A 25884-nucleotide genomic window follows, 5' to 3' on the forward strand; every position below is an offset into this window, starting at 1 on the left:
CAGCTCAAATTGAGCACAAAAAAAGCCCCGGCATTGGCCGGGGCTTTTGGTTTAGTCAATGGGCGCGGTTGTCAGTACTTTGCAACCACTGCTCCGCCGCCAAAGGTGTAGTTCAGTCGAACGGTAACCAGATCGACGTCCTGACGAATATTTACGTTCCTGCTAAACGTTCCGGTAAGGAATGGGTTGCCGATAAGGTTTGTGTTGTAAAAATTGACCCCGTGTGTCCCCATAAACATATGGTCGTACTCAACAGCGACTGACCATCGCGGAGCGAAACCAAACTCGACACCGGCACCGACAACACCACCCCAACGGGTCTCACTTGCAGTATCCGAGGCTCCGCCACCCCGAAACGGAGCACCTGCGAACGTGAGCGTGGAGAAATAATTATCTTGGGTAACCGCCGCTCCGCCTTTCGCGTAAAGAAGCCAATTGTTTACAGCATAACCCACTTGGCCAGTGAACATGCCAAGGGACTTGATTTTGGTGTTTTCTGTCGTGCAGAACAATCCTGCGACACAGAATTGATTGCTTATGTTTGATCCTTTGAGGTCAGCCCAATCATATTGAGCTTCTACACCGAACACCCAAGCACTTGACTGCCAGCGGTACCCAACTTGACCACCGGCCACGCCACCCGTTGCATCGTGGCATCCTTCGGATCCAAGAGTCCGGCGGCCAGTCGAGTCAATTTGGTCCTCAAAACATTTCCGGCTGGATCCCCAGCCGCCATTTCCGCCAATGTAAAACCCACTCCAATCATAAATTGCGACGGGAACGATTGCGGGGGCTTTAGTGTAGGGACGGGCGGCCAAATCGGCGGCAGATGCCGCGCCAATTCCGATGACCGAGCAAACCGTGACAGCAAGTGCGAGCTTTGAAAATTTCATAGACGGTCCCCAAAATAGCCTAGAAATAATTTATCAGTAGATTCTACCTAATCTGATTTCAGGTCTGTGTCATCGTCATACACTGACTTTGGCCAGTTCTTCGACAAGCGTTGCCGAAGCGCCACAGCAACCCGCAGTAATATGAGTACCCCTTCACAACTCGCCTTCTCAAAGCGATTCAATTTTTAAAAGGCGAAAACGATGCGCTGCAACATAGGTGCGCTGGCTGATTTCGCATTTGGGGTCAAACGCGACCGGGTCAAACCGGCAGCAAGTCCGGCCATGTCTGTTGCTGCGCCGATAGCGGAAGTAATTTCAGGGACCCGCTAGATCAGCGCGCCCCTCGACGAGACATGATGGCTGACGATCTTCCAGTCGCCATCTTCGCGCACGATCACCCAGGTGATCTTGACCGACAGGTTGGTGGCGCCCTTGTCGATCACGAAGTTGGCAATGCCTGCGACGTTGATCACATCGTCCCCGGCCGGCACCGCCACAACGTCGGTGAACGCCACCTCGCGCGAGGACCATTTTGCCAAGCCGTTGAAATAGGACGCGACGCCGTCCCGGCCGCGGTAGAGCGTGGGCTTCGAGCCGTAGAACAGCGCGTTGTTCGAATAGAGTGACGCCTGCGCGTCGGCATCGAACCCGCTGAAGGTCTGCGCCCATTTCGCCATGATGCCGGAGACGATGTCGTCGGTCGCGCTCATTAGATGATCCCGTCAGAGAACTTCAGCTCTTGGCGACTTCCTTCGCAAAGCTGTCGCGCAGGCCGATGGTGCGGTTGAACACCGGTTTGCCGGGCGCGGAATCCTTGTCGCGGACGAAATAGCCCTGGCGCTCGAACTGCATCACCTCGTTCGAATTGTCTGATGCGACCGACGGCTCGATCCGCGCATCGGGCAGAATTTCCAGCGACTGCGGATTGAGGTCGGCGGCGAAATTCGCGGCACTCGGGTTCGGATTGGCGAATAGCTGGTTGTAGACGCGGATTTCCGCCGGCACCGACTGCTTGGCCGACAGCCAGTGCATCGTCGCCTTGACCTTGCGCCCATCCGGCGCGTTGCCGCCCTTGGTCGCGGGATCGTAGGTGCAGCGCAGTTCGACCACTTCGCCGGCGGCGTTCTTGATCGCTTCCCGGCACTTGATGAAATAGGCATAGCGCAGCCGCACTTCGTTGCCGGGCGACAGCCGGAAGAACTTTTTCGGCGGGTTCTCCATGAAATCGTCCTGCTCGATATAGAGCTCGCGGCCGAACGAAATCTTCCTGGAGCCGGCCGCCGGATCGTCGGGATGGTTGACGGCGTCGAGCTCCTCGCTCTCGCCTTCCGGATAGTTCTCGATCACGACCTTGAGCGGCCGCAGCACCGCCATCCGGCGCTGCGAGGTCTTGTTGAGGAGCTCGCGGATGCAGAATTCCAGCATGCCGACATCGACCACGCTGTTGGCTTTCGCCACACCGATGCGCTTGATGAATTCGCGCACCGCTGCCGGCGGCACGCCGCGCCGCTTGAGGCCGGCAATCGTCGGCATCCGCGGGTCGTCCCAGCCGGAGACGTGGCCGTCGCGCACGAGCTGGGTCAGCACGCGCTTCGACAGCAGCGTGTAGGTCAGGTTCAGGCGCGCGAATTCGTACTGCCGTGGCTTCGACGGCACCGGCAGCTTGTCGAGCAGCCATTCATACAGCGGGCGGTGATCCTCGAACTCCAGCGTGCAGATCGAATGGGTAATGCCTTCGATGGCGTCCGACTGGCCGTGCGCGTAATCGTAGCTCGGATAGATCGACCATTTGGTGCCGGTGCGCGGATGCTCGGCATGCAGAATGCGATAGAGCACGGGATCGCGCAGGTTGATATTGCCCGCCGCCATGTCGATCTTGGCGCGCAGCACCCGGGCGCCGTTCGGGAATTCACCGGCCTTCATGCGGCGAAACAGATCGAGGTTTTCCTCGACGTTGCGCTCGCGGAACGGGCTGTTCTTGCCGGGCTCCGTCAGCGTGCCGCGGCTAGTGCGGATCTCCTCCTGCGACTGGTCGTCGACATAGGCGTGCCCGGCCTTGATCAGGCCCTCCGCCCAGTCGTACAGCCGCTCGAAATAATCCGAGGCGTAGAACAGATCGGCTCCCCAGTCGTAGCCGAGCCAGTGCACGTCGGCCTGGATGGAATCGATATATTCCTGCTCTTCCTTGGTCGGATTGGTGTCGTCGAAGCGCAGATGGCAACGCCCGGCAAATTCCTGCGCGATGCCGAAATTGAGCGCGATCGATTTGGCGTGGCCGATGTGCAGATAGCCGTTCGGCTCGGGCGGGAACCGGGTCACGATCAGGTTGTGCTTTTTGGAGTCGAGGTCGGCCTGGACGATGTCGCGGATGAAATCGCGCCCCGCTTCGGCTGTTGTCGTTTCAGTCGTCATCCTTAGTCCCTTACGTCTTTCATTCTTGCCGCGGGCGAACCATCCGCGATGAGCTCAAAGCCCGGTGATTTTGGCACGCACGCGTTCCGCAAACGCTTGGCGTGAGGCCGGCGTCGATCGATCCATATCGTAGTGCGCCAGGTAGAATGATCGAACTCCGGGCCCGCACATGGGCTTCAAGGCGCGGAACAGCACCTTGCGGCCGGGGTCTTGCATCACGATGCGGGTGAGCCACCAGGGCGAGCCATAGGTCGTCACCACGCCGAACAGCTTGATGTTGGTTAGCAGGGGCTTGATGCGTCCGCCATCCAAATCATGCGCAAATGCCGTTCCTGGCGCCCAAACCCGGTCGAAATAGCCCTTCAGCATCGCCGGCATCGAGAACCACCAGTGCGGAAAGCAGAAAATAATGCCGTCGGCCTGCCGCAATTGCCGGGTCAGAGCGGCCACCTTCTCCTCGGCATACGGCGGTTGATAATAGCTCTGACGCTCTGCCTCGGTCATGACAGGCGAAAAGCCCTCTCGATAAAGATCGGTCGCGACGACCTGGTGCCGGTCCTGCAGCGATTCGACGATGGTCCGGAACAGAGCGTGGTTATAGCTGTCCGTCAGCGGATGGCTATGAACGACCTGGATTAGCATTGGCACAATCTCCCGCCGCCATGATACACGGTCGGCCGATAGCCACCTTAGCCCGCACGGTCAATGAACACTCCTGTCGTCACCCGCTTCGCCCCCTCGCCCACCGGCTTCCTCCACATCGGCGGCGCCCGCACCGCTTTGTTCAACTGGCTCTACGCCAAGAAAACCGGCGGCAAGATGCTGCTGCGGATCGAGGACACCGATCGCGAGCGCTCGACCGAGCCGGCCATTGCCGCGATTCTCGACGGCCTGAAATGGCTCGAGCTCGATTGGGACGGCGACGTCATCTATCAGTTCAGCCGCGCTGCCCGGCATCGTGAAGTCGCCGAGCAACTGCTCGCCAGCGGCAAGGCCTATCATTGCTACGCCACCGCAGAGGAACTGACCGCGATGCGCGAGAAGGCGCGCGCCGAGGGCCGCACCCGGCTCTATGACGGGCTGTGGCGAGATCGCGATCCTTCCGAGGCGCCCGCGGGCATGAAGCCCACCATCCGCCTCAAGGCGCCGCAGACCGGCGAGACCGTGATCGAGGACCAGGTGCAGGGCCGTGTGGTCTGGCAGAACGAGAACCTCGACGATCTCGTGCTTTTGCGCGGCGACGGCAATCCGACCTACATGCTGGCGGTCGTGGTCGACGACCATGACATGGGCGTGACCCATGTAATCCGGGGCGACGACCACCTGATCAACGCCGCCCGCCAGAAGCAGATCTACGACGCGCTGGGGTGGGACATCCCCAACATGTCGCATATCCCGCTGATCCACGGCCCCGACGGCGCAAAGCTTTCGAAACGTCATGGCGCGCTGGGCGTCGAGGCCTACCGCGCCATGGGCTATCTGCCCGCAGCGCTGCGCAATTACCTGGTCCGGCTCGGCTGGAGCCATGGCGACCAGGAAATCTTCTCGACGCAGGAGATGATCGACGCATTCGACCTGTCAGGCGTAGGCCGGTCGGCGGCGCGGTTCGATTTCGCCAAGCTGGAAAACCTCAACGGCCACTATATCCGCCACGCTGACGACCAGACGCTGGTGAGCCAGTTCGAGAAGGTGCTGGACTACGTCCCCGACGGCGCAGAGTTGAAGGCCAAGCTCAACGACACCACCCGCGCGCAATTACTGCGGGCGATGCCGAGCTTGAAAGAGCGCGCCAAGACGCTGCTCGAACTGATCGCCGGCTCCTACTTCATCTTTGCCGACCGTCCGCTCGAGATCGAGCCGAAGGCGTTAGCCCTGCTGACGCCGGAGACCCGCGCCCTGATCGGCCAACTCCGCACCGCCCTCGAAGCGGTCACCGACTGGAGCGCCGAGACCACCGAAGCCGCCATGCGGAATTTCGCCGAGCAAAACAATCTCAAGCTGGGCGGCGTTGCCCAGCCACTTCGGGTGGCCCTGACCGGGCGCACGACCTCACCGGGTATTTTCGATGTTTTGGCGGTGCTGGGGCGGGATCAATGCCTGGCCCGGCTCGGCGATCAGGCGGCCGGATGAGCCCCTGCCAAGTGCTGATAGCGGGCTGACAGGGTCCATCTTGCAGTGCACAGGGCAATAAGCTACCCATTCGAAAGCCGCCTTCTAGACCATCCGGCCTGCCTTGTTATCTGCCTAAAGAACGGCATCAGGTCAGGCGCGGTTTTCGCAACGATTTCATCGGGGACTTCACGATGGACGCAAAATCCAGCAACAAGACTGCAACGCTAACGGTAGGTAACAAGACCTACGATTTTCCGATCCTCAGCGGCACGGTGGGGCCAGATGTCATCGACATCGCCAAGCTCTACGGCCAGGCCGGGATGTTCACCTACGACCCCGGCTTCACCTCGACCGGAAGCTGTCAGTCGAAGATCACCTATATCGACGGTGACGCCGGCATTCTGGAATACCGCGGCTACCCGATCGAGCAGCTCGCCGAAAAGGGCGACTTCCTCGAGACCTGCTATCTGCTGCTGTACGGAGAGCTCCCGAGCGCGGCCCAGAAGCAGGATTTCGACAGCCGCGTGATCCACCACACCATGGTTCACGAGCAGATGGCCCGCTTCTTCCAGGGCTTCCGCCGCGATGCCCACCCGATGGCGATTATGGTCGCCGCGGTCGGCGCGCTCGCCGCGTTCTATCACGACTCCACCGACATCAACGATCCGAAGCAGCGCATGATCGCCTCGATGCGCATGATCGCCAAGGTCCCGACGCTGGCCGCGATGGCCTTCAAATACACCATTGGCCAGCCCTTCATGTACCCGAAGAACTCGCTCTCGTTCGCCGAGAACTTCCTGCACATGTGCTTTGCGGTGCCCTGCGAGGACTACAAGATCAATCCGGTGCTGGCTGACGCACTCGACAAGATCTTCATCCTGCACGCCGACCACGAACAGAATGCCTCGACCTCGACGGTGCGTATCGCCGGCTCATCCGGCGCCAACCCGTTCGCCTGCATCGCCGCCGGCATCGCCTGCCTGTGGGGCCCGGCGCATGGTGGCGCCAACGAAGCCGCACTGGCGATGCTGGCCGACATCGGCTCGGTCGACAAGATTCCGGAATTCATCGCCAAGGTGAAGGACAAGAACAGCGAAGTCCGCCTGATGGGCTTCGGTCACCGCGTCTACAAGAACTACGATCCGCGCGCCAAGATCATGCAGAAGATGTGTCACGCCGTGCTGGCCGAGACCGGCCATGGCGACGACCCGATGCTGAAGGTGGCGCTGGAACTGGAAAAGATCGCGCTGAGCGATCCCTACTTCATCGACCGCAAGCTGTACCCGAACGTCGACTTCTATTCGGGCATCACGCTGAAGGCGATGGGCTTCCCGACCTCGATGTTCACCGTGCTGTTCGCGGTCGCCCGCACCGTCGGCTGGATCAGCCAGTGGAGCGAGATGATCGAGGATCCGCAGCAGAAGATCGGCCGTCCGCGCCAGCTCTACACCGGCGTCGCCCGTCGCGATTACGTCGATATTGCCAAGCGCAAGTAACGGGCGCGATCGATACGAGACTTTGGAAAGCCGGATGCACTCGCATCCGGCTTTCTGCTTTTCGGAGCACATCGTAGCAGCCGTGAATGCTGGCGGGTCTTTCTGCCCACAGCGTTCCACGCTGAACATCTACCGGATGCCGTAGGCGCCGTTTTGCTTCGGCGGCAACGGTTGCGGGTTGATCATGACGCGCGAGCCTGATCCGATCCTGCTGCTGGCGACCGCGATACCGGCCTGTTGCTGCAGGACCCTTGATAGGACCCTTGATAGGACCCTTGGCGGTAGCGTTTGCGGGTTGATCGAGCTCTCGGCGCCGCGGCCCGGCTGGCCGGCCATCGCAGCCGTAGCACCGAGTACGATCGCGAGAAAACCGGTCGCGACAAAACGGGATGTGCGGAACATGTCTATCTCCTGTGGGTGATATGGTTGGGGTTGCCGACAGGCCGCCCGCAAAGGCGGCCTATCTGACATCGCTGGGTGGACCGGATCGGCCATCGCCGAGCTGCACCGGCGTTAATCCCGCCAGCAGTACTTGCCCTCGTAACCGAGATGGAAACCGGGCGGGCAGCTGCTCGCACGGTTCGGCCAGCAATACTTGCCTTCGTAGCCGGGATGGGTGCCGGCCTGACAGGCCACGAACCCTGCCTCGACAACGTTGCTCTGAACGCTGAGCGAAAATCCCAGCGGAGCGGCGACGGCAGCTCCAGTGGAGATGGCGAGTGCGAAGAGGCTGCCGGCGAGAAGCGACTTGAAAGTTGAAGTGCGGGACATGACGATCTCCTGTGGTTCGAGGCGGTTGAGCATCCAGGGCTGACAACCCGTTGGGATGGGATGTGAACATTCACACCTGCTCGTCTGTCACCTCGCCGCGCCCCAGCGTTCAGGAGATTCACCAGCGTTTACAAGCGTTACACCGGGTTTACGGCGCGTTTACAGCAGCCTCGGCAAGTGCCCGCGGACTGCCTCGTATCGCGGCTACAGCCGCGACTTTCGCATCGTCGAGAGCACGATGTCGGCCGCCCGCACGCTGGGTGGTGCGTTGCCGGTCGACATGATGGCGTCGATTTTGGCAAACGCCTCGACCTGCTTCCGCCGCAACGCTGAATCGCCGAGCAGCTCGCGCAGCGCAGCCGCGAGCTTTTCGGGCGTGCAGTCTTCCTGCAGGAATTCAGGCACGACGTTCTCGCCGACGACGAGGTTGGCCAGGATCACCGAATTCACCTTGATCGCCCGCCGCAATATCCAGGCCTCGATCGCCCCGGTCCGGTAGGCCGTGACCATCGGCACGCCGGATAGCGCCAGTTCGAGCGTCACCGTGCCGGACTTCGCCAGCGCCGCGTACGCAATCCGGAACGCCGCCCGCTTCTCCTGCTCGCCGATCACGACGCGGGGCTGCACCGGCCAGCCTTTGATCCTATCCGCAACCGCACCTTGCAAATGCGGCATGGTCGGCAGCACCGGTTCGAACGCCACGCCCTGCTCGGCCAGCCGGCCCAGCGTCTGGCCGAAATCCGCCATGTGGTGGCGGATTTCGCTGCGGCGGCTTCCCGGCAGCACCAGCAGCACCGGCGGTGGCGCGTCGCGACGCTTGGCCTCGTCGGCGTTTGGGCGCAGCGAGGTCAGTTGCTCGGTCAGGGGATGCCCGACATAGCTGCACGGCGGGCCGTGAAGCCGGCGATAGGCCTCAGGTTCGAACGGCAGCAGCGCCAGCACATGATCGACATAGGTCCGCATCGCCCGTGCCCGGCCCGGCCGCCACGCCCAGACCGAGGGCGAGACGTAATCGACAATCGGAATCCGGGCATCGCGGGCGCGCACGCGTCGGGCCACGCGGTGGGTAAAGTCGGGACTATCGATAATGACGAGAACGTCCGGCGCGGCCTCGGTCACGGCGGCGGCGGTTTGGCGGATCAGCCGCAGAATCTTCGGCAATTGCTTGACGACGGCGGCGAGCCCGATGATCGAGAGCTCCTCGATCGGAAACAGCGAATCCAGACCTTCGCGCGCCATCGCGCGGCCGCCGACCCCTTCGAACCGCACCGCGCCGCCGAGGCGCTGGCGCAGGATCTTCATCAGGGCGGCGCCGAGCCGGTCGCCGGATTCCTCCGTCGCGATCAGAAAAACATTCCGCCCGGTCTCGGCGGTTGCGCGCGCCGGCGTCACGCGGGCAGGCCCTGGATGAAAATGCCAGCTCTGTCGGCAGCGACGATCATGGCTTGCGATTCCGCGGCAATGGTATGGCCGGCGATGACAGCGATGCCGGCAAGGCCGGCACCGGCAACGCCCTCGATGGTCTTCGGACCGACCGTTGGAAGGTCGAAGCGCAGATCCTGGCTGCTCTTGGGCGCCTTCACCAGCACGCCACGGCCCGCCTTGGCACGGATGCGGCCTTCACCGCGCAGCCGCGCCACACGCGCCAGCAAACCATCCGTGCCCTCGATGTCCTCGACCGCCACCACGTGACCGTCGATCACGACAACGGCCTGCCCGATGTCGAAGGGACCGAGCGCGCGGAGCACTTGCCGTCCCTTCTCGATGTCGGCGGTGGCCGCCGGATCGGGGGTCGCGCGGGCAATGGCTCCTTCCGGCATCAGAATATCCGGGGCGACCTCCCGGATGCCGACCATCCGAAAACCGTCCTGTTCGAAGATGCGGCCGATCCCCGACAGCAGATGATCGTCGCCGCCGCGAAACGCCGACATGATGTGGCCGATCCTGCGGACCGTACCGAGGTCCAGCCGGATTTCCGAGAGCGCCGGCCGCAGCAGCGTGCCGATGAAGATCAGGTCACGGCAGCCCTCGCTGCGGAACAGTTTGATGGCGCGGCCGAGTTGTCCGACCGAAATCCAGTGATGCCGGAAGCGCGCGACGCCAACCGGATCGCAGGCGCCGCGCAAGGCAAACAGCACCGGCGCGATGCCGCGCTTCTGAAGTGAATCCGCGACCGCGAACGGCATGGCGCCGCCACCGGCAATGACGCCGACCGGCGAGGAAATTTCCGAGGCCGCTGACGTCATGGCTGCGGCGATCCCGTCATCAGTGCTTGTTGCCATCGTCGGCGGGAAGGCACAGCGCGCGATGCTTGCCGTGATCGATGAAGGCGAGGATTTCCGCGATCGCAGGATCCTCTGCGGCCTGCGGCTGCACGGAGGCCAGGCGCTCGGCGAAGATGCCGGGACCATGAAACAGCTTCTGGTAGAACGATCGCACCTTGGCGAGGCGTTCCTTGGTGAACTTGCGGCGCTTCATGCCGATGATGTTGAGGCCCTCGAGGCTCGCATACTGGCCGTTGGCAAGGCCGAACGGAATGATATCGCCGCGCACGCCGCAGACGCCACCGATCATCACCTGCGGTCCGATCCGCGTGAACTGATGCACCGCCGACAGCCCGCCGATGAAGACGAAGTCGCCGATCTCGCAGTGGCCGCCCAGCGTCGCCGAGGTCGCGAAGATCGCATCATTGCCGACCTGGCAATCGTGCCCGACATGGCTGCAGTTCATGAAGTAGCCGCGCTCGCCGACCCGCGTCACGCCGCCGCCGGCCACCGTGCCGGCGTTCATGGTGACGGATTCGCGGATGGTGCAGCCGGAACCGATCTCGAGCCGGGTCAGCTCGCCACGATAGCTCAGGCTTTGCGGCGGGGTGCCGAGCGAGACGAACGGATAGATGGTGCAGCCGGCGCCGATCGTGGTTTGCGCGGTGATATGCACATGCGCGATCAATCTGCAGTTCGCGCCGATGACGACGTTAGGTCCGATGATGCAATAGGGACCGATCGAGGTGCCCTCGCCGATCACGGCGCCATCTTCGATCCGCGCGGTGGGGTCGATCATGCTCATTAACCAAAGGTCCGCTTCAAGCGAGTAAGGGGTCGGGGAATGTGCCGTATTTTCCGTTGGTTAGCGTGACATTCCGGCGCTGTCCAGTGACGTATGGTTACGCCGTGTTGCGAAGCCGCCTTGGCACCGCGCGGCAAGGATACGATCGATTTCCAAACACGAGTCGAGAAGCTAAGGGCACACCGCGCGCGCTCGCGACCTCGGCAAATTAATCGTCAACATCGAAAGCCGAAGCAACGCATCAGTAAGACAATGTTAAGCCGGCATGAGAGCGTGAAAACGCGCCCCCTGTTCGTTCCAGGAGAACAAAATCAGATTTGACCGGAGCCAAGGTTCTGATTGAATCTGAACCTTGGCTCTTCTTCGTGCGACCTCATGATCCGAACCGCAACGAGCTTCATCCTGTTCTTATTGACCGCGCCGGTCGGCACGGAGACGGTGGACCTGCGGAACAGCAAACCGATCGATCTCGGGACGTTCGAATGCCGGGATATCAACCGCAGCACCATGATCCAGCGCGTCTGCTACGATCGCGCGCAACGCGCCATGATCGTCGGCATCAAGAGCGGCTACGATCGCTTTTGCGAACTTCCGCCTGAAACATTCGACGGCTTCATGACGGCGCCGTCGATGGGCCAGTTCTACAATCAGAACATCAGGGGGTTGGCACCGGACGGACGCTACGAATGTCCGACAACGCGGGCACCGAACAGCTAGCGTTCGTGCGAGCCTCAGTCCGTCAGCATCGCGCCGACATCGGCCTCGGCGACCACGGTGCCATCCACCTTGGCATCGCCGTGGAACCACCACATCGCCTTGCGGCGGCCGATCGAGCGCATGTGGTACTCGATGGTATCGCCGGGCATCACCGGCTTGCGAAACTTGCACTTGTCGATGGTGAGGAAATAAACCGCGCGCGGCTTCTCCGTACCCTCGACCGACTTGATGCCGATGACCCCTGCGGTTTGCGCCATCGCCTCGATCATCATCACGCCGGGATAGACCGGCCGGTCCGGGAAATGCCCGAGAAACGGCGGCTCGTTGAAGGTGACGTTCTTGATGCCGATACCGCTGTAATCGGTCCGGATATTCTTCACCCGGTCGATCAGCAGCATCGGATAACGGTGCGGCAGCGTCTTGAGGATCTCGTTGATATCCACGAGCGCAAACCTGACCGGTGCCTCCTCCGTCATTCCCGTCCCTCGTCCTTGGTGTCGGCCGCAGCGTCGCGCACCAGCCGCTCCACCGCAATGATCTCCCTAAACCATTGTTTGGTCGGCTTGGCAAAATGACCGCCCCAGCGGCCGTTGGGTGGAATATCGTCCTTGACCGCGCTCATCGCGGTGACCTGGGCGCCGTCGCCGATCTTGAGGTGGTTGTTGATACCCACCTTGGCGCCGAGCGCGACATTGTCACCGATCGTCAGGCTGCCCGCGAGCCCGATCTGGGCCGCGAGCAGGCAGTGCCTGCCGATGGTGACATTGTGGCCGATCTGGACCTGATTGTCGATTTTGGTGCCCTCGCCGATCACGGTGTCGCGCAGGCTGCCGCGGTCGATACACGTGCCGGCGCCGACCTCGACATGGTTCTGGATCAGGACGCGGCCGGTCTGCGGCACCTTCTGATGGCCGTCGGGGCCGAAGAAGATGAAGCCGAAGCCGTCCTGCCCGATGTTGCAGCCGGGATGGATCAGAACGTTGTTGCCGATCAGCGCAAACTGGATCGCGGTGTGCGCGCCGACATTGCAGTCCCGGCCGATCCTGACGTCGGCGCCGATCACGGCGCCCGCGCCGATCACGGTACCGGCGCCGATCTCGACCCGCGGGCCGATCACCGCCAGCGGATCGACGATCACGCCGTCTTCCAGATGGGCCGACGCGTCGATGATGGCCGACGGCGCGATGCCGTCATTGTCGAACCAGGTCTGCGGGCGCAGCGCGTCGGCGTGCCATTCGCGCGCGAGGTTGACGAAGGCGCGGAACGGTTGCGCGGCACGCAGCACCGCGACATGGGCCGGAACTCGCGCTTCGAAACGCGGGCTGACCAGGCAGGCGCCGGCTTTGGTCGCCTTGAGTTCGTCGGCATATTTGAGGTTGTCGAAGAACGCCAGATGCATGGGGCCTGCTTCGTCCAGCGAAGCCAAACCCCTGATCTTCCGGTCGCCCAGCGCCGGGTCAACCAATACCGCCTTCGTCAGCGCGGCGATCTCGGCCAGCGTCGACGAAGGAGGTTGCTTGAAGAATATCGGCTGCGCCATTCCACCCGTCGCAGTCCGGCCGGTAATCGGAGTTAGAACGATGTTCCGCCGCCAAACTTGAATTGCTGCACGCGGTCAAACTGTCCCTTGGTGAGCGGAACCGCATAATCGAAGCGCAGCGGACCGAACGGCGACGCCCAGATCAAGCCGACACCGACCGAGGTCCGGACGACATTGCCGCTGTCATACTGGAGACCGAGACAGGTGCCGGAGTCGGTCGGCGAGAGCGTCCGCGCAGGCCGGCAGCCGGGCGTATTTCTTTCGCCGGTCGCGTCCCAGAACGTCGGACCCTTGTAGTCATACAGTCCGCCGGCGTCGGCATAGACCGAGCCCTTGAGGCCGACTTCCTTCGGCAGGAACCAGAACGGCATCTGCAATTCCGCCGACACGCCCCAGTATTTGGTGCCGCCGAGCGCGTCGCCGGTACCGAAGGGGTTGATATCGCGCGGGCCGATACCGTTCGGCGCAAAGCCGCGGACGAGGTTCGGACCCATCTGGAAGTGATCGAGCATCCGCAGTTCGGTGTTGCCGAACTGGTTGAGCATGCCGCCCTGAACGTGGATCAAGCCAACGATGTCGGCGACGAGGGGCGTGTAGTACTTCGCGTCGATCGCCGACTTGATGTACTTCACATCGCCGCCGAGGCCGGCGAAGTCCTGCTTCCAGTCGATCAACAGACCGTCGGTCGGGTTCTTGTTGTTGTCGAGCGTGTTGTAGTTCAGCGAGTAGCCAACCGACGAGGTCAGTGTCCGGCCGCTCTGCAGTTCCTTGCGGACCGGCAGCGAAGCTTCGCCATCGCTGAAGCACCACAGGCCGGTGCCCGACGTGTCGGTGGCGGTCTGGCCCCCTGCGGTGGCCGTGCCCCCGTTCGGAAGTCCGTTCAACGCCGCATAGGCGGGGGTCGGATTGAAGGCGAGCAGTCCGTTGTTTGGATTGTTGTTACAATTTGCCAAGGTACTCGGCAGCTGGATTTCCTGCTGATAGATCGAATAGCGCAGCTGCAAAGCGAGATCTTCGCGCAGGCTGAAGCCGAGCCGCGGGCTGAAGCCGAGCGTCTTGGTGCCGTAGGCGATGTAGCTGTTGGCCAGTTGCTGGCGCTGGAACAGGTCGAGACCCAGCGCGACGCGGTAATCCAGCAGGTACGGGTCGACGAACGACAACGAGTAGCCGCGCGCATACTGGCCGTAGGTTACCGATGCCTTGGCAAACAGGCCGCGGCCGAGGAAGTTGCGTTCGGAAATACTGACTTCGGCGAGCGCACCGTCGGTCGTCGAATAGCCGCCCGATACCGAGAAGTCGCCGGTCGACTTTTCTTCCAGATCGACGATCAGGATGATGCGATCGGTCGACGAACCGGGTTCGGTCACGATCTTCACGCTCTTGAAGAAGTCGAGATTCTTCAGCCGGCGTTCGGCACGATCGACCAGCGCGCGGTTGTAGGCATCGCCTTCGGAAAGGTCGAATTCACGGCGGATGACGTAGTCGCGGGTACGGGTGTTGCCGCGAATATTGATGCGCTCGATATAAGTCCGCGGACCTTCGTCGATGGAGAAGACGATCGAGACGGTGTGCTGCTCGAAGTTGCGGTCGCCGCGCGGGCGCACCACGGCGAACGCATAGCCGCGCCGCGAGGCTTCGATCTGCATCTCCTCGACCGATTTTTCCAGCGCTTCGGCATTGTAGAGCGAACCGACGGAGACGCGGCTGAAGCCACGCATCGAGGTCGCATCGAGCGTGCCGATGCTGGTCGCGAAATCGACCGACGCGACGCGGTACTGCTGGCCTTCCTCGATCTTGAAGGTAACGAGGAAGCCCTTCCGCTCCGGATCGTATTCGGTCAGCGCGGCCACCACCTGCACGTCGGCAAAGCCGTGCTTGAGATAGAAGCGGCGAATCAGGTCGCGATCGGCCTCGACCCGGTCGGGATCGTAGACGTCGGCGCCGCCGAGGAAGCTCAGCAGGTTGGATTCGTGGGTCTTGATGATGTCCTTGAGGCGATAGGCCGAATAGGCCTGGTTGCCGATGAACTCGATCGATTTGACGCCGGTCTTGCCGCCTTCGGTAATCGTGAAGACGAGATCGACGCGGTTGTTGGGCTGTTCGATGATTTCAGGCGTGACGCGCACGTCATAGCGGCCCGAACGCCGGTAGATTTCGGCGATACGCTGGGCATCCGACTGAACCATCGGCCGCGAGAAGGTGCCGCGCGGCTTGGACTGGATTTCCGCCGAAAGCTGCTCGTCCTTGACCTTCTTGTTGCCTTCGAAAGCGATGCGCCCGATCACGGCGTTTTCGACCACGACTACGACGATCCGGCCGCCAGCCTGGTTGATTCGAACGTCCTGGAACAGGCCGGTCTCGATCAGCGCCTTGAGGCCGTCATCGATCTGGGCCTGCCCGAGGTGGCCGCCGGGACCCGGCTTGAAATAGGACCTGATGGTCTCGATCTCGACGCGCCGGTTACCCTCAACCGCAATCGACGCCACGGTCTGGGCCGCAGCCGGCGCAGACATAAGCACGCTGCCGAGCGTGGCAGCCGCCGGCACGGCGAACATGATCAGGGTAGCCAACAAGCCGCCCCGCACTCGCATTCCAAACATCATGCGCAAAGCGCCCTTATCATCCCGATGCCGGCCCGCACCCCTACGAACCGACAGATTCCCATTTGCTGCACTGCTTGTAGCCAATTTAGCCGGAGCGGCAAACCGCGCATCGCCGTGCGATTCCATTTTCATTCCAAGACGTTGCCAATGGGCAACGTCACAAAAAAGCCGCTTCACGATGCCGCCAGATGCAGAATGTCGTTATAGGTCGCAAACACCATCAACATCAGTACCAACCCCAACCCGATTCGGAAGCCCATCTCCTGGGCCCGCTCCGACAACGGACGCCCCCGCACGGCTTCCACCGCATAGAACAAAAGGTGACCGCCATCCAAAAGCGGCACCGGAAACAGATTCAACAGGCCGATCGAGATCGACAGCACCGCCGCGAGGTGAATCAGGGCGGCAAGGCCGATGGTGGCGACCTGGCCGGAGATCTGGGCGATCCGCAGCGGACCGCCGACCTGATCGGCGGCTTCGCGGCCGGTGAAGACGCCGCCGATATAGGCCAGCGTCCGGTCGACCACGAACCAGGTCTCCTTGACGCCGAGCCAGAGCGCGGTCGCGGGGTTGACCCGCTCGGTCACGACATCGCCCGGGTTGGTCGCACGGGTAATGCCCAAAATACCGAGCCGATGCACGTTTCCGAACGAGTCCTTTTGTTCGCGCTGCTCAGGCGTCGCGCGCAACTGCACGGTGGAATCGCCGCGCTTGATGGTGAAGTTCAGGGTATCGCCGCCATGAATGCTGACAATCCGCTGCATGTCGGAGAAGCTGCCGATAACGGCGCCATCGATCACCGTGACGACGTCGCCGACTTCGAAGCCGGCGCGTTCAGCCGCACTGCCTGTTTCGATCTTGTCGACGCGCGCGGTGGTAGAGGGCTTGCCGAAGAACGTGAACAGGCAGGTGAAGATCACGATCGCGAGGATGAAATTCGCGATCGGGCCGGCAGCGACGATCGCGGCGCGCGGACCGACCTTCTTGTGATGGAACGAGCCGGCCCGCTCCTCCTCGGTCATGTTGGCAAGCGTCTCGGCCGAGGCCGGCGTAGAGGCCTCCGATTCGTCGCCGAAAAACTTCACATAGCCGCCGAGCGGGATCGCGGAGATCTTCCAGCGGGTGCCATGGCGGTCGTTGAACCCTGCGAGTTCCGGCCCGAAACCGAGCGAGAACGTTAACACCTTCACGCCCGCCCAGCGGGCGACCAGAAAGTGGCCGAGCTCATGGAAGAAAACAACGATGGTCAGGACGAACAGGAAGGGAATGGCGTAACCGATGAGCCCATGGCCCAACGTATTGAAACTATGTAGAAAAAACTCGATCATTCGTTTCCCCTCGACGCGAGCCGGTAGCCCCGTCCTTAACCCTCTAGGATGCCTTTAAGGCAATTTGAGGCAATAGGGAGGCAGCTTTATTTCTCGCGGCATGGTCAACGGAAATCGCGTCGTCCGCCGAGGTCAAAGGCGCGAGATTCCCGGAGCGAATCCAGTCGTTGATGGTGGCTTCGACAAGGCGCGCGATCGCCCCGAATTTGATCTGGCCGGCGATGAAAGCAGCCACCGCCACTTCGTTGGCAGCGTTGAATACCGTGGTCGCGCCGCCGCCGGCGCGCAGGGCATCATAGGCCAGCCGCAGCCCCGGAAACCGGACGAAATCGGGCGCCTCGAATGTCAGCGAGCCGATCTTGGCCAGATCCAGCCGCGCTGAGGGGCCGACGATTCGATTCGGCCATCCGAGGCAATGCGCGATCGGAATCCGCATGTCGGGCGCGCCGAGCTGGGCGACCACGGAGCGGTCGGAGAACTCGACCATGCCGTGGACGATCGACTGCGGATGCACGAGCACGTCGATCTCGTCGGCGCTCAGGCCAAACAGATACGAGGCTTCGATGACCTCGAGGCCCTTGTTCATCATCGAGGCCGAATCGATCGTGATCTTCTGGCCCATGCTCCAGTTCGGATGTTTCAACGCCTGCGCCAGCGTCGCCTGCTCGATATCGGCGGCGGCCCAGGTGCGGAACGGCCCGCCGGACGCGGTGATGATCACCCGCACCAGTTCATCGCGGTTGCCGGACGAAAGCGCCTGAAACAACGCGTTATGTTCGGAATCCGCGGGCAGGATGCAGGCCCCTGCCTTGGCGGCGCGCTGCATGAAGAAATCGCCGGCACAAACCAGGCATTCCTTGTTGGCAAGCGCAACCGAAGCGCCGCGATCGACCGCCGCCAGCGCGGGCTTCAATCCGGCGGCGCCGCTGACGGCCGCCATCACCCAGTCGGCGGGACGCGCGGCGGCTTCGATGATCGCGCTTTCGCCGGCGCCGCATTCGGTGCGGGTGCCAGCGAGAGCGGCCTTCAACTCGCCGAGCCGTGCAGGATCCGCGATCGCCGCAAACCGCGCCCCGAATTCCTTCGCAAGTTTTGCAAGTCCCTCGACGTTGGAATTCGCCGTCAGCGCCTCGACCTGATAGCGGTCGCGCGCGCCCCGCAGCAAATCCATGGTGCTGTCGCCGATCGACCCGGTAGCGCCCAGGACCGTGACCGTACGCACGGCGGAAGCCGCGGCCTTGTTGTTACGCAATGGAACTGCGCTCATCGTTTCACCAAACCATAAGACCGCGGCCGACGCCATCGGCACCACCGCGCAGGAACCCGAAAACTGCCGCCAGAACGACGGCTGCGACAAACCCATCCAGCCGGTCCATCAACCCGCCATGGCCGGGAATGATGTGGCTGGAATCCTTTACGCCGAAACGCCGCTTCACGGCGGATTCGAACAGATCGCCAAGCTGCGAGGCGACCGAGAGGATGGCGGCCGAGACCAGCAGCGGGACGGTCCTGCCGAGATCGAAGGCCGCAAATCCGCACGCCACGGCCAGGCTGGTGGCAAAACCGCCCACCGCCCCCGCCCAGGTCTTCTTTGGACTGACGCTCGGCCAGAGTTTGGGGCCGCCGATGCCGCGCCCGGCGAAATAGCCGCCGCTATCGGTGACCCAGACGATGAAAAACACGAACATCAGCGCCGCAAAGCCTTTGACGGGATCGAGACGCAGCAGCACCGAGGCGATCTCGGCAGCCGCCGCGTAGCAAAATCCCGCCGCCGCCCAGCCTCGCCGGTCCGGCGCCGTTGCAGCGACCGCGACGAGCCCGATCGCGAGCACAATCAAGGCGGCATCGATCCGTCCAACCGCGAAGCAAATCCCGCCAATCGCCAGCGCAACGCCGCCTCTGATGCTCAACGCCAGCGCCGCAAGGCCGACCACCGCCAGCCATTCCACGAACAGGCCAATGGCGGCCGCCGTGACCAGTGCGGTCCACAGCCAGCCGCCGGCATAGGCGATCGCCACCGCCAACGGGATCAATACCGCGGCCACCACAACTCGCATCAGGAGGTTGCGCGAACTGGATTCGGGCGCGGCTTCCGCTGCCGCCGGCGCGGCGTCGTTCTCGGTCACGAGCCGGTTTTCGCGGCCAGACCGCCGAAACGGCGTTCCCGCCTGGCGTATTCGGCAATCGCGCTTTCGAGCGCGGCCTTGTCGAAATCCGGCCAGTGGATCGGCACGAACACGAGTTCGCTGTAGGCCGCCTGCCACATCAGGAAGTTCGACAGCCGCTGTTCGCCGCTGGTGCGAATGATCAGGTCGGGATCGGGAATGTCGGGCGCATCGAGATATTGCCCGAGCTGGTCGGCGTCGATCGACGCGGCGTCGCGCTTGCCTTCGGCCACTTCGCGCGCCAGCCGTTGGGCTGCCTTGGCGATCTCCTGGCGCGATCCGTAATTGAACGCGACCACCAGATTGAGCTTGCTGTTGGCCTTGGTCAGCTCTTCGGCTTCGTTCAGCAGCGCGCAGATATCCGCATCCAGCCCTTCCCGCTCGCCGATCACGCGGACGCGGACGCCGTCGCGATGCAGTGTCGCCAGATCATTGCGGATGAAGCGGCGCAGCAGGCCGAACAGATCGCCGATTTCAGTCGCCGGCCGCGACCAGTTCTCCGAGCTGAATGAAAAGATCGTCAGATAGAGCACGCCGAGTTCATGGGAAGCCCGCACCACGCGGCGCAACGCCTCGACGCCGCGGCGATGGCCTTCCGCACGCGGCAGACCGCGCGCCGCCGCCCAGCGCCCGTTTCCGTCCATGATGATCGCCACATGCAACGGAACGGTTCGATCCGATCCTTCCGTTGCTGGGGCCGCGGCGTTAGACATCATTCGAATTCCAGGATCAGTCCCAAAGTCTTGATCGCCAAATCTTGCTCGCAAAGCCTCGATTGCAGTGTCTCGGTCTTCCGTTATCAAACGGTGAGGATTTCCTTTTCCTTCGCCGCCAGCAACTGGTCGATTTCGGCGATCATGGCGTCGGTGGCTTTCTGCACGTCGTTGTCGAGGCGCTTCTGATCGTCTTCGGAAATCTCGTGATTCTTCTCGAGCTTCTTGACGGTGTCCATGCCATCGCGACGGACATGGCGAACGGCGACCTTGGCCGCTTCGGCATATTTATGCGCGACCTTCACCAGTTCCTTGCGGCGCTCCTCGTTGAGCTCCGGAATCCGAAGGCGCAGCACCTGCCCTTCGGTGGCGGGGCTGAGGCCGAGGTTGGAATCGACGATCGCCTTCTCCACGGCCTTGACCATCGACTTGTCCCAGACCTGCACGGACAGAAGCCGCGGCTCCGGCACGCTGACGGTGGCAAGCTGGTTGAGCGGCATATGCGAACCGTAGGCTTCCACCTGCACCGGCTCCAGCATCGACGCCGCCGCGCGGCCGGTGCGCAGACCGCCGAGTTCGTGCTTGAGTGCCTGGGTGGCGCCTTGCATGCGGCGCTTCACTTCGTTGATGTCAAAACCTGGCGTGGGCATAACGCTCTCCCCTCCTCAAGAAAACCTGCCGCCGGCATCCTGGCGCCGGCGGTTAGAAGCACTACCGGCGTTTCAGCCGGCGACGACCGTGCCGTGGCCGGTACCGCGCAGGATCGCGCCGATCGAACCCGGCTCGGCGATCGAGAATACGATGATAGGCAGCGACGTCTCGCGGGCAAGGGCGAATGCGGTTGCATCCATCACCTTGTAACTACCTTCGATGGCCTGCGAATGCGTCAGGCGGTCGAAACGCTTGGCTGACGGGTCCTTTTTGGGGTCGGCGCTGTAAACGCCATCGACATTGGTGGCTTTGAGCACCGCCTCGGCGCCAATTTCGGCCGCCCGCAGCACCGCGGTGGTGTCGGTGGTGAAGAAGGGATTGCCGGTTCCACCGCCGAGCAGCACGATTCGTCCCTCGGAAAGGTATTTGTGCGCTGCACTGCGGGTGAACAGCTCGGACACCTCCGGCATCACGAACGCCGACAGGGTCCGCGCCGGCGTCCCCTTGCGCTCGATCGCCGCTTCCAGCGCCAGGCAGTTCATCATGGTGGCGAGCATGCCCATGGTGTCGCCGGTGGGGCGCGACACGCCGCGGGAGGACACTTCGACGCCGCGAAAGATATTACCGCCGCCGATCACGACGGCGACCTCAACCCCGAGCTTCTTCGCAGCAATCAGGTCGTCGGCAACGCGGTCGATGGTGGGCTGGTCGATGCCGAAGGACTGGCTGCCGGCGAGAAATTCGCCCGAGAGCTTGATCACGACGCGACGGTAGACCGGCTCAGCCATTGCTACTCGCTTCCTTGTCCCGCGCAGACAACTCCCGGCGCGAAAGGCGCCGGAAGCCTGTTCTGACAGCGGTTATTTCTTGCCGCTGACCGCCGCGACTTCGGCTGCGAAATCGGATTCCTGCTTTTCGATTCCCTCGCCGAGAGCATAGCGCACAAAGCCGGTAATCTTCACAGGTCCGCCGACCTTGCCTTCGGCTTCCTTGACCGCCTGGGCCACCGACTTGCCGGTATCGTGGATGAAGGCCTGCTCGAGCAGGCAGACTTCCTTGTAATAGGTCTTCAGACCGGACTCGACGATCTTCTCGATCAAGTTCTCGGCCTTGCCCTGCTGGCGATACTTGTCGGCCAACACGTCCTTTTCGCGCTTCACGGTCACGGGATCGAGCCCGGCCGGATCGAGCGCCAGCGGATTGGTGGCGGCGACATGCATGGCCAACTGACGGCCGAGGGCCGCGAGTTCGTCGGTCTTGCCGGGGGACTCGAGCGCCACCAGTACGCCCATCTTGCCGGCGCCGTCGATGACCGCGCCATGGACGTAGCTCGCCACCACGCCCTTGCCGACTTCTAGCAAGGCCGCACGGCGCAGCGACATGTTTTCGCCGATGGTGGCGATCGCGTCCGAAATCGCGATCTCGACCGTGACGTCGCCGACCTTGGCGGCCTTGATCGCTTCGACGTCGGCGCCGGTCTTGAGCGCGACCTGGGCGACCATCTTGACGAGGCCCTGGAACTGCTCGTTGCGGGCGACGAAGTCGGTCTCGGAGTTGACTTCGACGACCACGCCCTTGGTGCCCGAGGTCACGGCGCCGATCAGGCCTTCAGCGGCAACGCGGCCGGCCTTCTTGGCAGCCTTCGACAGACCCTTCTTGCGAAGCCAATCCTGCGCCGCCGTCATGTCGCCGGCGGTTTCGGTCAGCGCCGCCTTGCAGTCCATCATGCCTGCGCCGGTCGACTCGCGCAGTTCCTTGACCATGCCAGCAGAGATCGTTGCCATCGTTGGATATCCTTCTTGCCTGTTAGCCGCGGGCGCGGCGCACGCTTTGCGCCGTGCCGCTATCAGCTACCGGGATGCCGTATCGGGAAAATGAACCGGTGGCCGACAAAGCCGGCCACCCGGTAATACTGTTATTCCGCTTCCGCGGTCAGCGTCTTGGCCTGGGCGACCCAGCCATCGGCGCGGCTCGGAAGTCCGACCTCTTCGCCGATCTTGTGCGCGGTGGCGTGGTCGAGTTCGGCGAGCTGCCAGTAGTGGAAGATGCCGAGATCGTTGAATTTCTTCTCGATCGCACCCGACACGCCGGTGAGCTTCTTGAGGTTGTCGGCGGTGCCGCGCGGGCCGGCCAGACCCTGGAAGCCGGTCGGCTGTGCGGCCGGAAGTTCTTCCTGAACAACCGGCTTGGTGAAGGCGCCGGTGTCGATCCCGGACTCGCCCTGGGCGCGCGAAATGCCGTCGATGGCGGCGCGGGCCACCAGGTCGCAATACAGCGAGATGGCGCGGCCGGCATCGTCATTGCCCGGCACGACATAGGTGATGCCCTTGGGATCGGAATTGGTATCGACGATCGCGGCAACGGGAATGTTGAGCCGCTGCGCTTCCTGGATCGCGATGTCTTCCTTGTTGGTGTCGATCACGAAGATCATGTCGGGAAGCCCGCCCATGTCCTTGATGCCGCCGAGCGAACGGTCGAGCTTGTCGCGCTCGCGCTGCAGCGTCAGCCGCTCCTTCTTGGTGTAGGCGTTGGCATCGCCCGAGGAGAGCACCTCATCGAGGTGACGCAGGCGCTTGATCGAGCCCGAAATCGTCTTCCAGTTGGTCAGCGTGCCGCCGAGCCAGCGCGAATTGACGAAGTACTGCGCCGAACGCTTCGCAGCCTCGGCAACGCCGTCCTGCGCCTGGCGCTTGGTGCCGACGAACAGGATACGGCCGCCCTTGGCGACGGTGTCCGAGACCGCCGTCAGCGCCTTATGCAGCAACGGCACGGTCTGGGCGAGATCGATGATATGGATGTTGTTGCGGGCGCCGAAAATGAACTCTGCCATTTTCGGATTCCAGCGGTGGGATTGGTGGCCAAAGTGCACGCCGGCTTCAAGCAGCTGGCGCATAGAAAAATCGGGTACCGACATCGTTCAATTCTCCGGTTGGTTCCTCCGGAAGCGTGTGAGCAGACGAGCCTTATGGCCCGGTTGCCACCGGACGGCCTTTGAGAGCCATGCTTCCGTGTGAGATGGCGCGGTATATAGCCGGATTCTGTCGATAAGCAAGGAAATACGGCCGCTTTTCCGGCTGATCGGCGGTTGTTCGGTAACGCCGTGCCGGGACAATCCAAATATCGAAATCAACCCCATGCAAAGTAGCAGGGGTGACGATGAGCTTTCTGCATCAAAATATCAGGATTGCGCTCCAAATCCATGAATCCAAAGGACTTCGAAACCCGTCCGCTCGACGTGACGGTATTTAATTACCTTAACGCCGGGCGCTGACGCTCACGCTACCGCCCTTCTCCTGATCGAAAATCCGTAACGCCAGCAGTGAATGCGCCAGCGCACCACCGGCCTTGACGGCCGCCGCAACAAACGCAGCCTCCGCGATCTCCTGCTTGCTGGCGCCGTACGCAACGGCATGTCGCGTATGGGTATCGATGCAGTAGGCGCACTGGGTGGTGAAAGCGACACCGAGCGCAGCTCGCGGTATTTGCGGGGAATGACGCCGTCCTCGCGTTCGACGGCATGGTTGAACGCCAGAAATGCGCGTCCCTCGGTGGCTGCAAGACCAACCAGGTCAGGCACCAGGGTCAGGTCGTCGCGTCGTTGGTAATGGTTCATCGAAGCCGTCCTCGGTTCAGTTGCGATGCCTGTAAGAGGCCATGAGGCGGCAAATGGATTCGCGTCGCTTCGGATAAATTGCGCTCGGCATGCTGACACAAAGTGGCAGGATGCCGTGATAGCCTCGTCCTGCTTCAACGACTGATAGCTCCGATGTCACGCGCACAGCGTCTACTCGATCTCGTTCAGGCCCTTCGCGGCTATCGTCGTCCGGTCAGCGGTGCGGTGCTGGCCGGTTCGCTCGGAATTTCGCTGCGAACGCTCTATCGCGACATCGAAACATTGAACGCGCAGGGGGCGCATATCGATGGCGAGCCCGGCGTCGGCTACGTGCTTCGTCCGGGCTTCATGCTGCCGCCGCTGATGTTTTCCGAGGAGGAGATCGAGGCGATCGTGCTGGGCTCGCGATGGGTCGCGGACCGGGCCGATGCGGCCCTGAGACCGCCGCGCGCAGCGCCCTGGCCAAGATCGCGGCCGTGCTGCCGCCGGATCTGAAGACCAACATCGATACGTCGAGCCTTCTGATCGGACCCGGCCAGGTAACCGCCGCCGGCGATGCCGAACTGCCGGTCATTCGCTCGGCCATTCGGTCCGAGCACAAATTACGCATCGGCTATCTCGACGGCAGCGGGCGCGATTCAAGGCGCACCATCTGGCCGTTCGCGTTGGGATTCTTCGACCGGGTGCGCGTGGTCGTGGCGTGGTGTGAGTTGCGCGATGGCTTTCGGCATTTCCGCACCGACCGTATCAGCAAGGTGCAGGTCACTGACAAACGCTATCCCCGTCGCCGCCAGGTGTTGCTCCGGGAATGGCGCGCATCCGAAGGAATCCCGGAGCGCTAGCCCCCTTCGATCTGAAGCATTCACTACTGACACTTTTTGGCAGTGTCGTCGCCTAGATTGACCCCATGCCGGACACGCCCAGCGACTCCGGCCACGGATGTTCAACCAGGGACCTGCCACATGCCGAACTTCAGTTTTGTCCTGCTCTATGTCGAGAACCCGCCGGCCAGCGCCGGCTTCTATGCGGACCTGCTCGGCCGCCCCGTCATCGAGACCTCGCCCACCTTTGCGATGCTGCCGCTGACGGATGGCGTGATGCTCGGATTGTGGTCACGCCAAACCGTCGAGCCCGCCGCCACATCGCAATCGGGCGCCAGCGAAGTCGCTTTCACGGTCAAGGACGCCGCCGCCGTCGAGGCAACGTTTGCCGACTGGAAACGGCGCGGCCTGACGATCATCCAGCAGCCCCAACGCATGGATTTCGGCCACACCTTCGTGGCCGTCGATCCCGATGGGCACCGGCTGCGCGTGTTTGCTCCGGAGGCCGCATGACCACGAACTGGGTTGCCAAGAACTGGGTTGCGGTCGCTTCGGCCGAACATGTTCGTATCGGCCGGAGCAAGGGCTTCATGCAGGTCTGTCACGGCAAGGCCGCGCCGCTGCGGCGGATCCAGCCCGGCGACGGCGTGGTCTACTACTCGCCGACATCAGTGTTTCGCAGCAAGGATCAATTGCAGTCGTTTACGGCGATCGGCATCGTGCGCGACGGCGCCCCCTATCAAGCTGGCATGGACGGCGGCTTCATGCCGTTTCGCCGCGATGTCAGTTGGTGCGCCACTGAAGACGCGCCGATCAAGCCGCTGATCGGCCGGCTCGCTTTCACGACGGCGAAACGCAATTGGGGCTTTCAACTGCGCTTCGGGCTGTTCGAGATTTCCGAGCACGACATGGCGACGATCGCGGCCGCGATGGGGGCATCGCTGTCACCTCCATAACCCGGCGCAGGCTTAGGATTGCAC

The 25884-nt window shown here is 62.7% G+C and carries 26 protein-coding genes and 1 pseudogene; 6 read left to right on the top strand and 21 right to left on the bottom strand.

The features are described 5' to 3' along the window. Nucleotides 1-71: 71 nt before the first annotated feature. The 4 genes from BLS26_RS01235 to BLS26_RS01250 all read right to left on the bottom strand — a co-directional run bounded on the left by BLS26_RS01235 (nucleotide 72) and on the right by BLS26_RS01250 (nucleotide 3947). A complete protein-coding gene (locus BLS26_RS01235; RefSeq protein WP_092507712.1) occupies nucleotides 72-893 on the bottom strand; it encodes an outer membrane protein in 822 nt (273 codons plus the stop codon). A gap of 326 nt (nucleotides 894-1219) precedes the next feature. After that, nucleotides 1220-1603, bottom strand: coding sequence for a nuclear transport factor 2 family protein (locus tag BLS26_RS01240; RefSeq protein WP_092507714.1), 384 nt, complete (start codon nucleotides 1601-1603; stop codon nucleotides 1220-1222). A gap of 22 nt (nucleotides 1604-1625) precedes the next feature. Further along, entirely contained in the window at nucleotides 1626-3305 is a 1680-nt protein-coding gene (locus BLS26_RS01245) for a glutamine--tRNA ligase/YqeY domain fusion protein (RefSeq protein ID WP_092507717.1), read from the bottom strand. Between the two features lie 54 nt (nucleotides 3306-3359). Continuing rightward, complete coding sequence (locus tag BLS26_RS01250; protein WP_092507719.1) at nucleotides 3360-3947, bottom strand: NAD(P)H-dependent oxidoreductase; 588 nt, start codon at nucleotides 3945-3947, stop codon at nucleotides 3360-3362. Between the two features lie 63 nt (nucleotides 3948-4010). On the opposite strand from BLS26_RS01250, the gene gltX reads away from it, so the two are divergent. Together gltX and gltA are read left to right on the top strand one after the other, a co-directional pair. After that, nucleotides 4011-5435 (top strand): glutamate--tRNA ligase, encoded by a 1425-nt coding sequence (gene gltX, locus BLS26_RS01255; RefSeq protein WP_092507721.1) that lies wholly within the window; start codon nucleotides 4011-4013, stop codon nucleotides 5433-5435. A 173-nt stretch (nucleotides 5436-5608) separates the two neighbouring features. Beyond that, on the top strand, nucleotides 5609-6913 hold the full coding sequence (gene gltA / locus BLS26_RS01260; RefSeq protein ID WP_092507723.1) for a citrate synthase: 1305 nt from the start codon (nucleotides 5609-5611) through the stop codon (nucleotides 6911-6913). A gap of 129 nt (nucleotides 6914-7042) precedes the next feature. Here gltA and BLS26_RS01265 read toward each other — a convergent pair whose 3' ends face one another. The 5 genes from BLS26_RS01265 to lpxA all read right to left on the bottom strand — a co-directional run bounded on the left by BLS26_RS01265 (nucleotide 7043) and on the right by lpxA (nucleotide 10753). Then, the gene (locus BLS26_RS01265) at nucleotides 7043-7315 is read right to left on the bottom strand and encodes a hypothetical protein (RefSeq protein WP_092507725.1); all 273 of its coding nucleotides are present in this window, start codon (nucleotides 7313-7315) and stop codon (nucleotides 7043-7045) included. Between the two features lie 111 nt (nucleotides 7316-7426). Beyond that, the gene (locus tag BLS26_RS01270; RefSeq protein ID WP_157676248.1) at nucleotides 7427-7684 is read right to left on the bottom strand and encodes a hypothetical protein; all 258 of its coding nucleotides are present in this window, start codon (nucleotides 7682-7684) and stop codon (nucleotides 7427-7429) included. A gap of 204 nt (nucleotides 7685-7888) precedes the next feature. After that, the gene (gene lpxB / locus BLS26_RS01275) at nucleotides 7889-9076 is read right to left on the bottom strand and encodes a lipid-A-disaccharide synthase (protein ID WP_092507729.1); all 1188 of its coding nucleotides are present in this window, start codon (nucleotides 9074-9076) and stop codon (nucleotides 7889-7891) included. Then, nucleotides 9073-9930: an LpxI family protein gene (locus BLS26_RS01280; protein WP_157676249.1), complete on the bottom strand. Its 858-nt coding sequence runs from the start codon at nucleotides 9928-9930 to the stop codon at nucleotides 9073-9075. The genes lpxB and BLS26_RS01280 overlap by 4 nt, the downstream gene beginning before the upstream one ends. A gap of 19 nt (nucleotides 9931-9949) precedes the next feature. After that, nucleotides 9950-10753: an acyl-ACP--UDP-N-acetylglucosamine O-acyltransferase gene (gene lpxA, locus BLS26_RS01285; protein ID WP_092507731.1), complete on the bottom strand. Its 804-nt coding sequence runs from the start codon at nucleotides 10751-10753 to the stop codon at nucleotides 9950-9952. A gap of 375 nt (nucleotides 10754-11128) precedes the next feature. Here lpxA and BLS26_RS01290 point away from each other — a divergent pair, with 375 nt between their 5' ends. After that, on the top strand, nucleotides 11129-11470 hold the full coding sequence (locus BLS26_RS01290; RefSeq protein WP_092507733.1) for a KTSC domain-containing protein: 342 nt from the start codon (nucleotides 11129-11131) through the stop codon (nucleotides 11468-11470). Nucleotides 11471-11484: 14 nt separating this feature from the next. Here BLS26_RS01290 and fabZ read toward each other — a convergent pair whose 3' ends face one another. The 12 genes from fabZ to BLS26_RS01350 all read right to left on the bottom strand — a co-directional run bounded on the left by fabZ (nucleotide 11485) and on the right by BLS26_RS01350 (nucleotide 24006). Then, nucleotides 11485-11946, bottom strand: coding sequence for a 3-hydroxyacyl-ACP dehydratase FabZ (fabZ, locus tag BLS26_RS01295; protein ID WP_092507735.1), 462 nt, complete (start codon nucleotides 11944-11946; stop codon nucleotides 11485-11487). After that, nucleotides 11943-13010 (bottom strand): UDP-3-O-(3-hydroxymyristoyl)glucosamine N-acyltransferase, encoded by a 1068-nt coding sequence (gene lpxD, locus BLS26_RS01300; protein ID WP_092507737.1) that lies wholly within the window; start codon nucleotides 13008-13010, stop codon nucleotides 11943-11945. Before lpxD ends, fabZ begins: the two co-directional genes overlap by 4 nt. Nucleotides 13011-13042: 32 nt before the next feature. Further along, entirely contained in the window at nucleotides 13043-15613 is a 2571-nt protein-coding gene (gene bamA, locus BLS26_RS01305; protein ID WP_092507739.1) for an outer membrane protein assembly factor BamA, read from the bottom strand. Nucleotides 15614-15786: 173 nt separating this feature from the next. Continuing rightward, nucleotides 15787-16941 (bottom strand): RIP metalloprotease RseP, encoded by a 1155-nt coding sequence (gene rseP / locus BLS26_RS01310; RefSeq protein WP_172804522.1) that lies wholly within the window; start codon nucleotides 16939-16941, stop codon nucleotides 15787-15789. Nucleotides 16942-16984: 43 nt separating this feature from the next. Then, complete coding sequence (gene dxr, locus BLS26_RS01315) at nucleotides 16985-18208, bottom strand: 1-deoxy-D-xylulose-5-phosphate reductoisomerase (protein WP_092507741.1); 1224 nt, start codon at nucleotides 18206-18208, stop codon at nucleotides 16985-16987. Between the two features lie 4 nt (nucleotides 18209-18212). Next, a complete protein-coding gene (locus tag BLS26_RS01320; protein ID WP_092507743.1) occupies nucleotides 18213-19067 on the bottom strand; it encodes a phosphatidate cytidylyltransferase in 855 nt (284 codons plus the stop codon). Next, nucleotides 19064-19819 carry an isoprenyl transferase gene (locus BLS26_RS01325; RefSeq protein ID WP_092517500.1) on the bottom strand — a complete coding sequence of 252 codons (756 nt, stop codon included), beginning with the start codon at nucleotides 19817-19819 and terminating at the stop codon, nucleotides 19064-19066. Before BLS26_RS01325 ends, BLS26_RS01320 begins: the two co-directional genes overlap by 4 nt. An 86-nt stretch (nucleotides 19820-19905) precedes the next feature. Beyond that, on the bottom strand, nucleotides 19906-20469 hold the full coding sequence (frr, locus tag BLS26_RS01330; protein ID WP_092507745.1) for a ribosome recycling factor: 564 nt from the start codon (nucleotides 20467-20469) through the stop codon (nucleotides 19906-19908). Between the two features lie 72 nt (nucleotides 20470-20541). Then, entirely contained in the window at nucleotides 20542-21258 is a 717-nt protein-coding gene (pyrH, locus tag BLS26_RS01335; RefSeq protein WP_092507747.1) for a UMP kinase, read from the bottom strand. Between the two features lie 72 nt (nucleotides 21259-21330). Next, entirely contained in the window at nucleotides 21331-22254 is a 924-nt protein-coding gene (tsf, locus tag BLS26_RS01340; protein ID WP_092507749.1) for a translation elongation factor Ts, read from the bottom strand. 131 nt (nucleotides 22255-22385) lie between these two features. Next, a complete protein-coding gene (locus tag BLS26_RS01345) occupies nucleotides 22386-23384 on the bottom strand; it encodes a 30S ribosomal protein S2 (RefSeq protein ID WP_092507751.1) in 999 nt (332 codons plus the stop codon). Between the two features lie 340 nt (nucleotides 23385-23724). After that, nucleotides 23725-24006 (bottom strand): carboxymuconolactone decarboxylase family protein, encoded by a 282-nt coding sequence (locus BLS26_RS01350; RefSeq protein WP_371361058.1) that lies wholly within the window; start codon nucleotides 24004-24006, stop codon nucleotides 23725-23727. Nucleotides 24007-24236: 230 nt separating this feature from the next. Here BLS26_RS01350 and BLS26_RS01355 point away from each other — a divergent pair. The 3 genes and pseudogenes from BLS26_RS01355 (at nucleotide 24237) to BLS26_RS01365 (ending at nucleotide 25860) form a co-directional block, all read left to right on the top strand. Beyond that, nucleotides 24237-24925: pseudogene (locus tag BLS26_RS01355) on the top strand (helix-turn-helix transcriptional regulator). Nucleotides 24926-25045: 120 nt separating this feature from the next. Beyond that, complete coding sequence (locus BLS26_RS01360) at nucleotides 25046-25417, top strand: VOC family protein (RefSeq protein ID WP_092507753.1); 372 nt, start codon at nucleotides 25046-25048, stop codon at nucleotides 25415-25417. Further along, entirely contained in the window at nucleotides 25414-25860 is a 447-nt protein-coding gene (locus BLS26_RS01365) for an EVE domain-containing protein (RefSeq protein ID WP_092507755.1), read from the top strand. The genes BLS26_RS01360 and BLS26_RS01365 overlap by 4 nt, the downstream gene beginning before the upstream one ends. Nucleotides 25861-25884 lie beyond the last annotated feature (24 nt).

The sequence above is a fragment of the Afipia sp. GAS231 genome (genome assembly GCF_900103365.1).
Classification (GTDB): Bacteria; Pseudomonadota; Alphaproteobacteria; order Rhizobiales; family Xanthobacteraceae; genus Bradyrhizobium.